General features: G+C 54.2%; 13 protein-coding genes and 1 tRNA gene. All 14 read right to left on the reverse strand.

Annotated elements, in window-relative coordinates:
* Position 1 precedes the first annotated feature (1 nt).
* Positions 2 to 931, reverse strand: coding sequence for an NAD-dependent epimerase/dehydratase family protein (locus DARO_RS08795; protein ID WP_011287459.1), 930 nt, complete (start codon positions 929 to 931; stop codon positions 2 to 4).
* Positions 928 to 3033 carry a hypothetical protein gene (locus DARO_RS08800; protein WP_157037171.1) on the reverse strand — a complete coding sequence of 702 codons (2106 nt, stop codon included), beginning with the start codon at positions 3031 to 3033 and terminating at the stop codon, positions 928 to 930. The genes DARO_RS08795 and DARO_RS08800 overlap by 4 nt, the downstream gene beginning before the upstream one ends.
* Positions 3030 to 3782 (reverse strand): SDR family NAD(P)-dependent oxidoreductase, encoded by a 753-nt coding sequence (locus DARO_RS08805; protein WP_011287461.1) that lies wholly within the window; start codon positions 3780 to 3782, stop codon positions 3030 to 3032. The genes DARO_RS08800 and DARO_RS08805 overlap by 4 nt, the downstream gene beginning before the upstream one ends.
* Positions 3783 to 5081, reverse strand: coding sequence for an FAD-binding oxidoreductase (locus DARO_RS08810; protein ID WP_011287462.1), 1299 nt, complete (start codon positions 5079 to 5081; stop codon positions 3783 to 3785).
* Positions 5069 to 6454, reverse strand: a complete 1386-nt coding sequence (locus DARO_RS08815) for a UbiA family prenyltransferase (protein WP_049758581.1) — start codon at positions 6452 to 6454, stop codon at positions 5069 to 5071. The genes DARO_RS08810 and DARO_RS08815 overlap by 13 nt, the downstream gene beginning before the upstream one ends.
* A gap of 64 nt (positions 6455 to 6518) precedes the next feature.
* Positions 6519 to 7645, reverse strand: a protein-coding gene (locus tag DARO_RS08820; protein ID WP_497462969.1) for an IS3 family transposase whose coding sequence is annotated in 2 segments (ribosomal slippage) — positions 6519 to 7387 and positions 7387 to 7645 — 1128 coding nt in all. Because the reading frame shifts where the segments join, the coding sequence is not laid out codon by codon here.
* A 372-nt stretch (positions 7646 to 8017) separates the two neighbouring features.
* Complete coding sequence (locus tag DARO_RS08830) at positions 8018 to 8266, reverse strand: hypothetical protein (protein WP_011287464.1); 249 nt, start codon at positions 8264 to 8266, stop codon at positions 8018 to 8020.
* 45 nt (positions 8267 to 8311) lie between these two features.
* On the reverse strand, positions 8312 to 8704 hold the full coding sequence (locus tag DARO_RS22785) for a hypothetical protein (RefSeq protein WP_157037172.1): 393 nt from the start codon (positions 8702 to 8704) through the stop codon (positions 8312 to 8314).
* 773 nt (positions 8705 to 9477) lie between these two features.
* Positions 9478 to 9553: transfer RNA gene (locus tag DARO_RS08840), tRNA-Val, on the reverse strand.
* A 43-nt stretch (positions 9554 to 9596) separates the two neighbouring features.
* Positions 9597 to 9869 carry an HU family DNA-binding protein gene (locus tag DARO_RS08845; RefSeq protein WP_011287466.1) on the reverse strand — a complete coding sequence of 91 codons (273 nt, stop codon included), beginning with the start codon at positions 9867 to 9869 and terminating at the stop codon, positions 9597 to 9599.
* 162 nt (positions 9870 to 10031) lie between these two features.
* Positions 10032 to 12446: an endopeptidase La gene (lon, locus tag DARO_RS08850; RefSeq protein ID WP_011287467.1), complete on the reverse strand. Its 2415-nt coding sequence runs from the start codon at positions 12444 to 12446 to the stop codon at positions 10032 to 10034.
* 67 nt (positions 12447 to 12513) lie between these two features.
* Positions 12514 to 13776, reverse strand: a complete 1263-nt coding sequence (clpX, locus tag DARO_RS08855) for an ATP-dependent Clp protease ATP-binding subunit ClpX (RefSeq protein ID WP_011287468.1) — start codon at positions 13774 to 13776, stop codon at positions 12514 to 12516.
* A 14-nt stretch (positions 13777 to 13790) separates the two neighbouring features.
* Entirely contained in the window at positions 13791 to 14420 is a 630-nt protein-coding gene (gene clpP, locus DARO_RS08860) for an ATP-dependent Clp endopeptidase proteolytic subunit ClpP (RefSeq protein ID WP_011287469.1), read from the reverse strand.
* A gap of 67 nt (positions 14421 to 14487) precedes the next feature.
* Entirely contained in the window at positions 14488 to 15792 is a 1305-nt protein-coding gene (gene tig / locus DARO_RS08865; protein WP_011287470.1) for a trigger factor, read from the reverse strand.
* Positions 15793 to 15835: the final 43 nt, after the last annotated feature.

The following is a 15835-nucleotide window of genomic DNA, read 5'->3' on the forward strand; positions in this document are numbered from 1 at the left end:
CTCAAAACTCCAGCACTACACCGCTGTAGCGCGGATCGTTGAAGGTCTCATCCACAGCAGCTTTGAACGGGGTGTAGGGGACACCGAAAATACCGGGCCAATCGATCACCTCAAACTCATCCTTCGCACTCAAAGCCGCTAGTTGCTGGGTGGTAAAAGGTGGATTCTTATCAAACAAGCCCCAAACCCATAACAGCGCATAAAAAAGCGAATACGGAATGCGCAAAATCAGTGTATTGACCCGGGTCGCCTCTTTGATCTCGCGAATCATGTCGATGTAATCAATCTTTTCATGGCCGGAGATGTTGTGGACGCCATCGCGCACGCGATTCTCGATGCAGCTTATGATGATATTAGCGAAATCACCAACATACAGTGGCTGGCGCATATAACGCCCATGGCCGGGAATAGGGAACACTGGCACCTTCTTCATAAAGCGTGACAACCAACCCAAGTGCTTTCGGTCGAACCAACCAAACATCAGTGTAGGGCGTAGCACTGGGCAAACAATTCCGCTTTCCAATACCATTTTTTCCTGGTCTTTCTTGGTCTTGGTATAGAAATCGTCGGCGACTGACTCCACAACCGAGGAGCTGATGTGCACCAGATAAGGCACATCATTAGCTTTGATAGTTTCTAGAACCAGCCGGGTTGAATCAATGTTGTTGCGCACGAATTCCTGATAGTCGTTGCCGCCAATCTGTGCCTGCAGCATCACGACTACATCAGCGCTAACGAAATGTCGTTGCCAGTCACCCGGTTCGGCAAGATCCGCGTATTCAACAGTGATGTCGGGCTGTACCCGTTTGAGCACTTCAATGTTGGCACGATGTTTATCGAGCACAACGATGTTTGAGTAGCCTTTCGATTTTAGCCGAGCCACTAAATTTTGACCGACTAAACCAGCTCCGCCAGGGAGAACGATTTTCATTTTACAACCTCAGACGCTAAAACAGCTATGGCAGACCATTCGCCCCGGTTTTCGCCATTATCTCGGAAAGTCGCGATAAAACTATCTGGCAGAGCCTTACTCGAAAAATCAAGTACTCGCCACTCTAGTGAAACAGGGAGCGCGATTTCTGTATTTGAAAAACTCAACGATAAGTATTGCTTGCCAAAAGTTGGCCCTGATCGATAGAGGATTCGATCTCCACGCTTAAGTTGTAGCGATATTTCGCCTTTGTCTCTATCGGCTTGAATGAAGGAGCCAAATACGACCAACCCGTCAATTCTGGATTTTTGGTAGTCAGTTCCAATCCACTGGTTGTTTTGCAGAACTTGGTTCGCATCAACAGTTACTTGGGTTTTATTCCCGTTAGTTGTTAAGGTAAAAAATATCTCAGGCAGTACCGAAGAAAAACCACACCTGCTAATTGGGTCAAATACTATTACCGAAGCACCTTGCGCCTCACTCAAAAAATAGCCTTTAAATCCGGATTTGGAAGCTTTTTTGTCAACAGCCTCTGCGACATCAGGTCTAGGCTGGCCTACTAACCCATAGCCGACAACGACTCCCTTTTGATCGATTAACCAAATAGCCCTCGGAGAGACATTTTCTGATTGATTAAATATCCAACCACCCGCTCGCATGTAATTATTTTCGTTCTCAATCGGTTCTATAAAGTCAATGTGCCCTTGACAAACCTTTGATATTTCGGAAGGCCCATTAATTTGTTTTCCAATGGCATTTTTAATGTTTTTGTATTCTGTTCGAGAGAAATACGACAACTCTTGTTCAGAGGCGGCCTTGCCAATCGATATCGCTCGCTCAGCAGAAGGATAGATACGGCTAATTTGTAGTTGATCGTTGACGCCAATTGCAACAGCAAGCCCGGCAATACCTCGTTCAAACACACTCTGATCGCCTGAACGCCAAGCCTTGAATTGCAACGGAAGCATTGCAAGGATAAGGGCTGATAAAGGCAGCCATAATTGCCACTTTATTTTCTCAGATGATGTGGCGAGCTTTGGCGCGATTATTACCAATAATGCAGCCCAAGCCATTAGTGATGGCGTCGAGTAGCGTGATGAAAGTGCTTGGTCAACACCAAAAATAAGCCTTCCTCCGCCGGTCCCGAGTGCAGTTCCACCAATGTATAATATAAAAAACAGCAAAGCTAATTCTAACGTGTCCCTCTTTGATTTTAATAATGACGTCCAAGAGATATAAGTTGAAATTAAAATTAGGGCGCCGCCTGCAACTTGGGCCAGAATAACTCCCCCTAACTTTCCCCCGGCAATATGGTAAAATGGTCCGCCGATATACGTTATTACGTAGAGAATAAGGCCGAATGGGTTTTCTTTTAAAGAGCTGGAAAGAGACCCATGGTAAGCGGGTGACGTGTAATCGTAAAAGTAAGCCAGCAATCCGATGCAGGATAAAGTCGCAAGGGTAAGAACTCTCCATAAGCCGATGCGAGTAATAATTGCATATGCGGCCATTAACGGCAAAACGATTACACCATTAGCCATGGTTCCAAGCGATAAGACCCCTATCAAACATGATCCAATGAAGTAATTATTGTAAATAGAGTTATTAGAAGCAGCTCTGTGCAGCATGCCGAAGGCTACCAAGGGCAGCAATTGAGCTAGAATGAATTGGCTCTGAAAACCCCAGGTGAGATTTTCGTTCTGTGACCATGAGCTCAACCAAATGGCGATAAAAATTCCAGGAATTTGATACTGTTCCGGCAATCTTTCTTTTAGCGCAATCCAGAAAATAAAACACGAAAATACAAGAAGAGCATAATTTAAAGCCAATAGAAACCAGACGGACCCGTTAAACCATGAGAGATCCATCCAGAAAAAGAGGCGTGAAAGGACAATGCGGTGCTCGTTGTGAGTTTTCCACCAGACACCCCAGTCGCCCGCACTCGCTTTAATGTAAAAGTCAAGATAGCCATCCCACATGTCCCCTAATGGAATAGGCGAATATGATCGGAATGCACCCGCAATGGCTAGCACCCAAAATAAGGCAGCTGCTACAAAGAAAAAAATTAAATAATTTCGCTTGCCATTAGGCAACATATTCAAATATCCATTCTTCTGAACACAAAATGTGGCAGATGACGAATGACCATCATAATTACGTTCCAAATTTTGGGTACGTACACAACCATCTGCCCATTCGCAATGCCACGTACAATCTCGCTTGCGACACGATCAACGGCGGCGAGTTTGGCACCGGATTGCTTGAGATGCGCTGTCATCGGCGTATCGGTTGGCCCGGGTTTGATTAAAACAACCTTGGTGTCAGTGTTTGCCAGGCGGTGTTGCAAGCCTTGTACGTAGCGTGTAACTAGTCCCTTGGCCGCGCCATAGACATAGTTGGATTTTCTGCCCCGATCACCAGCAACTGATCCTATGACAGCAAGTGTTCCGCTGTTGGTCTTTTGCATATGCGTGGCAAAAGCCTCGGCAAACAGCACGGGCGATATACCATTTACATCCATAGCTTCTCGGCAAAGGTTCAGATCGCACTGACACGCTTCTTGGTTGGGTAGAGACCCATGCGCAATGAGTGCAATATCCACATTGCCGGCTTTGTAGATCTGTTCAACCAGCGTTTGAATTTGGTTTGGATCGAGAAAATCTGCCTTGATGCAGGTGATTGTCGTGTCCGGGGCACGCACCTTGAGATCTGACGCAACCCGTTCGATCTTTTCCTGATTTCTACCGACCAGAACCATCTCAGACGGATTCTCTTTTGCCCACAATCGGGCGCACTGTTCAGCGATCGCTGAGGTGGCACCGATGATGACAATTCTCTTCTTGGGCTTCATTCAACTTCCCATTAGGCGACGTGATAGACCTGAGCTGATGCCAGGGTCTCGATATTGGATAAATTCGGCTAAGCGCGGATAGCCAGCCTCAAACAGTTCTCTAGGCATGCGTGCATCCTTGGCCATGTAGATGCGACCATTCGCTTCGTGCACAATGGCATCTAGTCGTTCGAAGAGTTTATGCGTGCGAGTCCCGTGATTGGGGAAATCCAACGCCAGTGTGACACCGGGCCGTGGAAAGCTCATCATCCCGACGGGCTGTCGGTTGCCAAAAGTCTTAAGCACTGCCAAAAAGGAGCCGTCACCCGATCGGGCGATTTCCTTCAGCATGGCCTGAATAGCGTCTTGCCCAACGTCTCGTGGCACCACACTCTGGTACTGGAAGAAGCCCTTCGGGCCATACATCCGGTTCCACTCAAGCAGATTGTCGAGAGGGTAGAAAAACGGCTCGTAGTGGGTGATGGCCCTTCCGGCCTGCCACTTCTTGAGGTGGTAGTAGGCCATGTTGAAGGGGCGCAGCGACAGCCGATTGACTAGGGAAACGGGCGGCACGGGGGGCATGGTCAGCTTACGCCCCTGGGGTGCCGGGCGATCTCCGGCATTGGTGGGGTTGCCGCGCATGAACAAACCGCGTCCACCACCGCCAGTGATGCAGTCGATCCAAGACACCGTGTGTTCCCAGTCGGCCTCGGAGTCATCAGCAAGCAGGAAGAACTCGTTCAGGTTGGCATAGGGAACGGTCTCGGTATCAAGCCATGGGCCGGTCACGCGTCGCAACTGGATTTCGGCCTGGGTGATCACGCCCGTCAGGCCCAATCCACCGACAGTGGCGGCGAACCAATCTGGCTGCTCATTCGGGCCGCACTGGATGACCTCGCCATCAGTACGGATGAGAGTGAGGCTCTGTACGTGATCGCCGAAAGAACCCAGTACATGGTGGTTCTTGCCGTGCACATCGTTGGCAATGGCACCCCCAACGGTCACCAATTGAGTCCCTGGCGTTACTGGCAGAATCCAGCCGCGCGGAATGACCAGTCGCTGGATGTCCCGCAGCAGCACACCAGTCTCACACACCAGGCGGCCACTGCTGTCGTCGAAAGCGATGAAATGGTCGAGCCCGGTCATGACCCAGAGCGTGCCTTCCGGATTCAGGCAGACGTCACCGTAGCTGCGCCCCTTGCCATGCGCAAGACCGGGTACTGCATTCTTGAGAGAAGCCAGGATCTGGGTGCGATCACTGAGAGCGACCACTGTATGCTCATCAATTGAAAGGCGCCCCCATGAACTTACGGCCACCATGAGACCCCCATAGTACCGGCGATCAAAATGGCTGAAAAAGTGGCACCCGCGCCGAGACTTGCGCGATCTTTAACTGCAAATACGAGCGGGTCGTCGTGCATTTTTCCCCGGTGGGCTTGCATCCACATCCAGCTTACCCAGAACAGCATGACGGGCACTGCGCCCCAAATCAACTCAGGTGCTGCATACAGCTTCAGTACGGCATTACTGTTCAAATACAGCGCCAACACCAAAACGGATGAGTATCCAGCCACGATACCCATGGTCTGGATCAACGGCGCATCGGTAGTGTGGTAGCCACGTCCATGAATTTTCTCCTTGCCGCTGAGCAATTGAACCTCTAACTCAGCGTAGCGTTTGATGAACGCAAGAGAAAGGAACAGAAACACTGAAAAGGCCAAAAGCCAGAATGAGAGTTCGTGCCCAACAGCTGCCGCGCCAGCAATAATCCGCAAGGTATAAAGTAACGCCAGTGTGAGGCAATCAATCAACATCAACCGTTTGAGTACCCATGAGTAGGCGCATGTCAAGGCAAAGTAGAAAATGAGCCAAGACAAGAACTGTTTCCCGACCAACGCGGCCACGCCCAGACTGACGATTAGAAGCAGTGGCGCAACCAAGACGCCTGCCCACGCGGGCACAAGGCCAGAGGCAAACGGTCGGTTTCGCTTTCGGGGATGTAAGCGGTCGCTTTCGAGATCGAGCAAATCATTGGCTATGTACACCGATGAAGCGCAAAGGCTAAACGCTACGAATGCAAGCAGCAGCGATGTCCAAGCCGCCCCGTTGCCCAGATCATGAGCGGCAAACAGTGGAACAAAAAGGAGAAGATTTTTTAGCCACTGATGGATACGTAGAACCCGGCGCCATGCAGAAAACCCGATATCTCGTTTGGGAAATACTCGTTCAACCGTTGCAATATCTTGGGCCTTTTGGACCAGACCGCTCGAACCGTTAACGACTATTGCCTTGTGCGCGTGCAACCATACCGGTAAATCTTTATGGGAGTTGCCCGCATAGTCATACCCATGATGCTCGAAGCGCTGTACCAAGGCTGCAGCTTTATGTTCCCCCGCAATATTCGAGACGCCATCACTGGCTATGACCTCATCGAATATACCCAAGTGTTCAGAAATGAGGTCGGCAATTGATCGATCTGATGCTGTGCACAAGACCAAGCACCGACCCTCGTTACGCTGTTGCTTGAGCCATTCAAGCAATTCTTCGTTGTATGGAAGTGTTTTAGGGTCAAACTCAGTTCGCGAAGCAAGGTGTTGCTTCAAAAAAGCCTTGCCTTTGGCCAGAAGAAATGGAATGCGGAGTGTTTCAAAAGGGCTATCCCTAAACACTCTTAATGCAGATTCGTGCAGCATATCTGAGAGGTGGCCCCGCGCAGTTGGACAGAAATTCGGTTTTCTTAAGTGATTTCTCTGCGGGTTAAGCCGCTGCGGCGAGCAGCGGCTGGTTGAAGTAAGCCGTATCCGGGGTTTGCCCGTCAAGCGTTGAGTGCGGGCGACGGCGATTGTAGAAATCGAAATAGCGGGCCAGCGCCTGCCGGACCTCGGAAACGGTGTCGTAGCCGTGCAGGTAAATCTCCTCATACTTGACCGATTTCCAGAGGCGCTCAACGAAGACGTTGTCCCGCCAGCAGCCCTTGCCATCCATGCTGACCTGAATGGTGCTCTCCTGAAGCAAGCCAATGAAGGCGGAGCTGGTGAATTGGCTGCCTTGGTCGGTGTTCATGATTTCTGGTCGGCCGTACTTCATGATGGCTTCTTCCAGGGCATCCACACAAGGATCGGAGGTCAAACTGTTCGATAGGCGCCAAGCCAGCACCCGGCGAGTGGCCCAATCAAGCACCGCGCTCAAATAGACGAAGCCCCGGCGCATTGGGATGTAGGTCGTATCCATGGCCCAGACCTGATTCGGACGGTCGATGGCGAGGTCGCGCAGCAGGTAGGGATAGATGCGGTGCGCCTGGTTGCGCCGGCTGGTGTTGGCCTTGCGGTAGATGGCCTGAATATCGAGCTTCTTCATCAGCGTACCGACATGCTTGCGGCCGATTCCATGGCCTTCCAACTTGAGCATGTCACGCAGCATCCGCGCCCCGGCAAAGGGGTATTCCAGATGCAGTTCATCGATTCGACGCATCAACCGAAGATCGTCTTCGGGGATGGGCTGCGGCTGGTAATAGACAGAAGAGCGGGAAAGTTCAAGCAACTGGACTTGCCTGACGACAGGCAGATCGTGGGCCTTGTCGATCATCGTTTTGCGCTCGCATCGCCGATGCGACCGAGCGCGCCGGCCAAAAAATCGATCTCCAACGCCTGCTGGCCGATCTTTGCATGCAAATCCTTCAGGTCCGGCGTGGCCGCCTGCTTCTCGGCAGCCGTCGCAAAGACACCCGAGGCGTTCTCGAGCAGTTGCGTCTTCCACTGCGTGATTTGATTCGGATGAACATCAAATTTCTCCGCTAACGTGGCCAGCGTCTCGTCACCCTTGAGGGCGGCAATCGCCACTTTGGCCTTGAAGGCGGCTGTGTGGTTACGGCGAGGTCTTCTCATTGCTTCTGCTCCTTGGCAGGCGATTTCCATCGCCCATTGAAGCAGAGATTTCACTTAACCGGATGTCCTGATTCGCGGGACCACCTCTTCTGAATGGATTAAAGTGCCATCCAAATCCACTACAAGCGGTTTCTCAAGCAAAACGACTCCCTTAGGCTTATTTCCAAGAAGGCGTGCAGCCCCATAAACCGGTCATTCTAAACCAAGGGGGGGCGCCCCTGCTTTTCTAGACACTCTGTAGCCGGTTGAATATTGGTTTTCGAACTCTACCGGAGAAACGTCGTTTGCATATTGGTGAGATCGTGCGCACGTTTATCGAGAGCGGTATCGCCTGTGCTGAGCGCGGCTATTCGATAGACCTTTTGTGTGACGTCAGTCAACGATAGACCAGCTACTCACCTCGCAGACCTTGGTATTCTTGAGTTGGGCGTTTGTGGAAATGATGGTTGCGAGATTGTCATCCGCGAACGAAGGGCTATATACGATTGCCAGTGCATCGTCGAAGCGTTGCAGCTGACGCAATAGTTCGGCCTCGATCCGGGGCATTTTCGACGTTTCTGGCGCGTTCCTGATTATCTCTAACAGGGCCTCTTGGTTGTCGTATGTTTGGCTGGCAGTCATTGGGTTTCTACGCGCTGACCCCCGCTCAGGATGGTTGCCGGCCCACTATAATTTTCTGCGCAGTTTCATTACCCGTTCCGGTGTATTACCGAGACCGTGCTCAAGTGCCCACAAAAGCTCACGTCCCCGAAGGCTTTCGATTTTTCCTGCCCAGTGCCACGAATCGGGAATCGTTTTCCAGGCTCGCTCTTTGGCCAAAATCGATGCATCCTCCTTGCTGAAATGGCCAAGCACACGTTTCCATGCTGGCCATTCCGTAGATTCAGGTTCGTGATGCATTATGCCGATTCGCGTCGCCTCTTCGAGCCAGAAAATACCTTCACACGAGGGGCGTGCGGCAATCTCCTGGCCTCGGCCAAATCCGATGATGCTTGTGAATCCATCTGACCAGATTGTGGCGCCATAGTTGTTAATCGATGCCAGCCTGGGTTGAAGCATGGGCTCGTCACAATGAGGGCAGGCGAGTACAGCCGGGTCAGCGAATCGGGTCATGTACGATTTTCGAATCACGGGAGTTTATTGGTGCCAACTGAATGCTCTTGTCAGTTGCATCGCGCGATGTGGTCTCAGGCCGACTAGAGTTGCGTGATTGTTCGGCCTATTGAATTAATGCACAGCGAAATACAAGGGTACTGACGCCAATATTCGGCAACATGATTACGCCGCGCTCTCGCGGATTTGAATCACCTCGCCCCTGCCTTCAGCTTGCTCAGGTAGTCTGTCCATTCTTGCATCATCTTTTTCCTTTCGCTGAGATACTCATCGATAGCGCGAAGCAATTCTGAAAAATCCTTGGGGGCGGTGAGAGCGGCGTAGTGCTTGGTTTGACGGTCGACAAGGTGCCATGAAGGTTGGGTGTTGGGTCGGCCTCGCAATCCCGGTGCTAATGGCGTAGTCCATGCGCCGGAGCTTTTCACCGCTCGACTGGGTCAAGAGATACGTCCCTTTTTCCTCGGGCAGCTTGCGGGCTTTCTTGCTTGGTTTTGCCGTTCTGACGGCTACATCGCTGAGCGCTATGGTGTGCCTCGTATCGAGAGTTTGGCGGTATTTTGGGACGTATACCGTCAGTGCTCTCGGAGACCGTATTCATACCGTCAGAAGTGTCGGTATTTCATAGCGCAACTTTATGACCAGATTGGACAACCGGGCAATAAAAAACCCCGCACTGGCGGGGTTTTTTGGACTTGTCTGAATTTAATCAGGCAGGTATTTGGTGGGTGCTGACGGGGTCGAACCGCCGACATTCTGCGTGTAAGGCAGACGCTCTGCCAACTGAGCTAAGCACCCGGCGTATCGAGACTGTGCCTGACGGCGTGTCTCGACGGCGCTATTAGTTGCAGGCGTCCTTCAGGCCCTTGCCCGGACGGAACTTCGGCTGCTTGGCGGCCTTGATTTCCAGGGTCTTGCCGGTGCGCGGGTTGCGACCGGTGCGGGCAGCGCGCTCGCCAACGTAGAAGGTGCCGAAACCGATCAGGCTGACGCTGTCGCCGGCCTTGAGTGCACCCTTGATGGATTCAACAGCGGCATCCAGCGCACGGCCGGCAGCAGCCTTGGAAATGTCAGCTTGGGCAGCGATGGAATCGATCAGATCAGTCTTGTTCATTTGGGTCCCCTAATGGATCAAATTGGTGTGGTTAAACTTTGCGAGGACGGATTTATATCTCTGCCGAAATCCTTGTGTCAAGCGGATTTTCGGGGAATCGCCGGGCTTTGATCTGGAGGAAAGGCTGCCGGACTTAATACGTCGGCATCCTTTCCTTCAAAATCAATGAGTAAGCAGGGTTGTTGCTGCAGCGGCCTCGGCTGACGCTGGTGTCCCGGAATTGGCATCCGCCAGCTCCGGAAGCGCCTCTGGCTTGCGTTCCAGTGCACGTTCCAGCACCTGATCGATCCACTTGACCGGGATGATTTCGATCTTGTTTTTGATGTTGTCAGGGATCTCGGTGAGGTCCTTGACGTTCTCTTCCGGGATCAAGGCAATCTTCAGTCCGCCACGCACGGCGGCCAGGAGTTTTTCCTTCAGACCACCGATGGCCAGCACCTCACCACGCAGGGTGATTTCGCCAGTCATGCAGACGTCGCAACGAACCGGAATGCCGGTGTAAGAAGAAACCAGTGCCGTCGTCATGGCGATGCCCGCGGACGGGCCGTCCTTGGGCGTGGCGCCTTCCGGAACGTGGATGTGGATATCGGTCTTCTCGAAGGCCTCATCCTTGATGCCCAGGCGACGCGAGCGGGCGCGGACAACGGAACGGGCCGCTTCGACCGATTCCTTCATCACGTCACCCAGCGAGCCGGTGCGCAGGATATTGCCCTTGCCCGGCATGTTGGCGCATTCGATGGTCAGCAGTTCGCCGCCGACTTCGGTCCAGGCCAGACCGGTCACCTGGCCGACCTGGTTTTCCTTTTCCGCCATGCCATAGCTGTAGCGCTGGACGCCGAGGAATTTGTCGAGGTTCTTGGCGTTGACCAGGATCTTCGAATCACGCTTCTTCAGCACCAGGGTCTTGACCACCTTGCGGCAAATCTTCGAGATCTCGCGTTCCAGGGCGCGAACGCCGGCTTCACGGGTGTAGTAACGGACGATGTCACGAACGGCGCTGTCGGCGACGGCAATTTCGGTCTTCTTCAGGCCATTGTTCTTGATCTGCTTGGGCAGCAGATAGCGCATGGCGATATTGACCTTCTCGTCCTCCGTGTAACCCGACAGGCGAATCACTTCCATCCGGTCAAGCAGCGGGGCGGGAATGTTCAGCGTGTTCGCCGTGGCCACGAACATCACGTCGGAAAGGTCGAAGTCGACCTCGACATAATGGTCCTGGAAGGTGTGGTTCTGTTCCGGGTCGAGCACTTCGAGCAGGGCGGAGGAGGGGTCGCCGCGGAAATCCTGGCCGAGCTTGTCCACTTCGTCGAGCAGGAACAGTGGATTGCGCACGCCGACCTTGGTCAGGCTGCTCAGGATCTTGCCCGGCATCGAGCCGATGTAAGTACGACGGTGGCCGCGAATCTCGGCTTCATCGCGCACGCCACCCAAAGCCATGCGCACGAACTTGCGGTTCGTCGCCTTGGCGATGGACTGGCCGAGCGAGGTCTTGCCGACGCCAGGGGGGCCTACGAGGCAGAGAATCGGCGCCTTGACCTTGTCGACACGTTGCTGCACTGCAAGGTACTCGACAATGCGTTCCTTGACCTTGTCCAGGCCGTAATGATCCTGATCGAGCACCTTCTCGGCTTCACGCAGATCCTTGCTGATGCGCGTTTTCTTGCGCCACGGCAAGCCGATCAGCGTCTCAATGAAGTTGCGGACGACAGTGGCTTCAGCCGACATCGGCGACATCAGGCGCAGCTTCTTCAACTCGCCCTCGGCCTTGGCCAGGCCTTCCTTGCTCATGCCGGCGGCTTTGATCTTCTTGTCCAGCTCTTCGAGGTCGGCACCTTCTTCGCCTTCGCCGAGTTCCTTCTGGATCGCTTTAACCTGTTCGTTCAGGTAGTACTCGCGCTGGCTCTTTTCCATCTGGCGCTTGACGCGTCCACGGATGCGCTTTTCGACCTGCAGGATGTCGATTTCGGCTTCGAGTTGGGAGAGCAGGCGGTCGATACGCTCGCGAATGCTTTCCATTTCCAGCACTTCCTGCTTCTGCTCAAGCTTGAGTGGCAGGTGAGCGGCGATGGTGTCGGCCAGGCGACCGGCATCCTCGATGCCGGCGATGGAGGACAACACTTCCGGCGGAATCTTCTTGTTCAGTTTGACGAATTGGTCAAACTGGGCAACCACGGCGCGGCGCATCGCCTCGATTTCGTGATCTTCAATACCCGGCTGAACCAGCGGAACGGCAGTGGCCATGAAGACCGAGGATTGCACCTCGATGGCTTCGACGCGGGCGCGCTGCGTCCCTTCGACCAGCACCTTGACGGTGCCGTCCGGCAGCTTGAGCATTTGCAGGATGTTGGCCAGGCAGCCGATACGATACAGGTCTTCCGGTTCCGGTTCATCCTTGGCGGCCGATTTCTGGGCGACCAGCAGGATGTTCTTGCCGGATTCCATGGCCATTTCGAGCGCCTTGATGGATTTTGGGCGGCCGACGAACAGCGGGATGACCATGTGCGGGAAAACGACGACGTCGCGCAGCGGCAGCAGCGGCAGTTCGACGGTTTCCGGGAGCGTGTTGGGGTTCGACATTACGATGCCTTTGAAATAGGTATGTGCCCCCTACGTGGGGGCGGGGAACCGCAATTCAAGTCCCGGCTCAGTTCGAGCCGGAAACCTTGGGCTGGTCAGCGTAAATGAGCAAAGGCGGAGTGTCGCCGGTGATCGTATTTTCGTCGATGACTACCTTTTCGACACTCTCCATTCCCGGGAGTTCGTACATCGTGTCGAGCAGTGCGTGTTCAAGGATCGAGCGCAGGCCGCGGGCACCGGTCTTGCGGGCCAGCGCCTTCTTGGCGATGGCGGAGAGCGCGGTCGGGCGAATTTCCAGCTCGACATCTTCCATCGAAAAGAGCTTCTGGTACTGCTTGACCAGTGCGTTCTTCGGTTCGGTCAGGATCTGGACGAGTGCGGACTCTTCCAGTTCCTGCAGTGTGGCAACCACCGGCAGGCGACCGATCAGTTCGGGAATCAGGCCGAACTTGATCAGGTCTTCCGGTTCGGCGTCGAGCAGAATCTTGCCGACGGCTTTGCCATCGTCCTTGCTCTTCACTTCGGCACCAAAGCCGATGCCGCCACGTTCCGAGCGGCTCTGGATGACTTTTTCCAGACCGGCGAATGCGCCGCCGCAGATGAACAGGATGTTGGTCGTGTCGACCTGGACAAAGTCCTGGTTTGGATGCTTGCGACCACCCTGCGGCGGAATCGAAGCAGTGGTGCCTTCGATCAGCTTGAGCAGGGCTTGTTGCACCCCTTCGCCGGAGACGTCACGGGTGATCGACGGGTTGTCTGATTTGCGCGAAATCTTGTCGATTTCATCAATGTAGACAATGCCTTGCTGCGCTTTTTCGACATCGTAGTCGCACTTCTGCAGCAGTTTCTGGATGATGTTTTCGACGTCTTCACCGACATAGCCGGCTTCGGTCAGCGTGGTGGCGTCGGCCATCACGAAAGGCACGTTGAGCAGGCGAGCCAGCGTCTGAGCGAGCAGCGTCTTGCCGGAGCCAGTGGGGCCGATGAGCAGGATGTTGCTCTTCGACAGTTCAACATCACCGGCATTCTTCGCCGTGTGACGCAGGCGCTTGTAGTGGTTGTAGACGGCGACAGACAGGATGCGCTTGGCAACTTCCTGGCCGATCACATACTGATCAAGGATAGAACTGATTTCACGCGGCGTCGGCAAGTCGGAACGACCGGCCTTGGCGGCTTCTTCGGGGAGTTCGTCGCGGATGATGTCGTTGCAGAGCGAAATACACTCGTCACAGATGAACACCGACGGTCCGGCGATGAGCTTTTTGACTTCGTGCTGGCTCTTGCCGCAGAAGGAGCAGTAGAGCAGTTTTTCCTGGCCGCCTTTAGACATCGTTAGCTCTCCGTTCAAGCCGCGTCGCGGCGGGTCAATACCTTGTCGATCAAACCATATTCTGCGGCTTCCGCTGCAGAAAGAAAGTTGTCGCGATCAGTGTCTTTTTCGATCCGTTCCAGCGGCTGGCCGCTGTGTTCGGCCATGATCCGGTTCAGGCGATCACGAATCGACAGGATTTCTTTGGCGTGGATGGCGATATCCGAAGCCTGGCCCTGGAAGCCGCCGAGCGGCTGGTGAATCATCACGCGGGAATTGGGCAGGGCGAAACGCTTGCCTTTGGCGCCGGCGTTGAGCAGGAAGGCGCCCATCGAGGCGGCCTGGCCGATGCAAAGCGTCGACACGTCGGGCTTGATAAACTGCATGGTGTCGTAGATCGACATGCCAGCCGTGACCGAACCGCCCGGTGAGTTGATGTAGAAATAAATGTCCTTGTCCGGGTTTTCCGCTTCAAGGAACAGCAACTGGGCGACGACCAGGTTGGCGGTTACGTCGTTCACAGGGCCGACAAGAAAGATCACCCGCTCTTTCAGCAGGCGTGAATAGATGTCGTACGCGCGTTCGCCGCGTCCGCTCTGTTCAACCACCATCGGGACCAGGCCCAGAGCCTGCGGATCCCAGTTGCTTGCGTTGTCGATATTCATGTCAGCCCTTGTGTGTTGCTTGTTGGTTACATTCAAGACGATTGTCGCTTTCGCGACAAGGTCCAGATTACTGCTTCTGACCCATCAATTCATCAAAAACCGCAGCCTTTTCGGTGACCTTGGCTTTGCTCAGGACCCATTCGACTACATTGTTCTCGATGGCGACGCCTTCGACTTCCTGCAGACGCTGCGGCTGGGCGTAATACCAGCGAATCACTTCTTCCGGGTGCTCGTAGCTCTGGGCGGTTTCTTCGACCATCGTACGAACCTGTTCCGGGCTAGCCTGAAGCTTTTCCGTCTTGACCACTTCAGCAAGGATCAGGCCAAGTGTGACGCGGCGCTTAGCCTGGTCAGCAAACCACTCGGGCTGGATCGGCATGTCCTTGACCTTCATGCCGCGCTGTTCCATGTCCTGACGAGCAGCTTGCATCAGGCGCTGGATTTCCATGTCGACCAGAGCAACCGGCACGGTGATCGGGTTGGCCTTGAGCAAGGCTTCCATGACCTGGTCCTTCAGCTTGCCTTCGATGCGGCGCTTCACTTCGCGCTTCAGGTTGGCTTCGATCTCGGCGCGCATCTTGGTCACGTCGCCATCGGCGATGCCCATGCTGGTTGCAAATTCTGCATCCAGTTCCGGCAGAACCGGCGCCTGAACCTGCTTGACGGTGATGTCGAACTGGACTGTCTGGCCAGCCAGGTCCTTGGCGTGGTAGTCAGCCGGGAAGGTCAGGTCAAAAGTCTTGGTTTCGCCAGCCTTGGCACCTTCAACGGCATTTTCGAAATCGGGCAGCATCATGCCCTGGCCGAGAACGAACGGGTAATCATTGGCCTGGCCGCCCGGGAACGGGACGCCGTCCTTCTTGCCGGTGAAGTCGATGACGACGCGGTCTTCCTTGGCGGCGGCGCGGTCGGCGTCAGCGTAGGAAACGCGCTGCTTGCGCAGAATGTCGAGGGTCTTGTCGACTTCAGCTGCGCTGACTTCGAGGACCGGGCGTTCGACTTCGGAACCTGACAGATCGCCCGGAGTGAATTCCGGGTAAACCTCGAAGATGGCCGAAAACTCGAGGTGCGAGTTGCTTTCGGTGGTCTTCGGCTCGATGCGCGGGTAGCCGGCAACGCGCATTTTCTTTTCGGTGACGGTTTCGCCGAAAACGCGATCCAGCTCTTCGGACAGCACTTCGTGGCGAGCCTGGTCGCCATACTGCTGCTTGACGATGTTGAACGGTACCTTGCCCGGGCGGAAGCCGGGCACCTTCATGTTCTTGCCCATGCGCTTCAGGCGCTGTTCCATTTCCTTCTCGACATCGGCGATGGCGATGGAGAGATCGACGCGGCGTTCAAGTTCGTTAGCTTGTGCAGTGGTTGCTTCCATGAGAATTCCTTGTGACTACGGAGCCGAAAAAAATAAAGCTGAC

Source organism: Dechloromonas aromatica RCB, assembly GCF_000012425.1.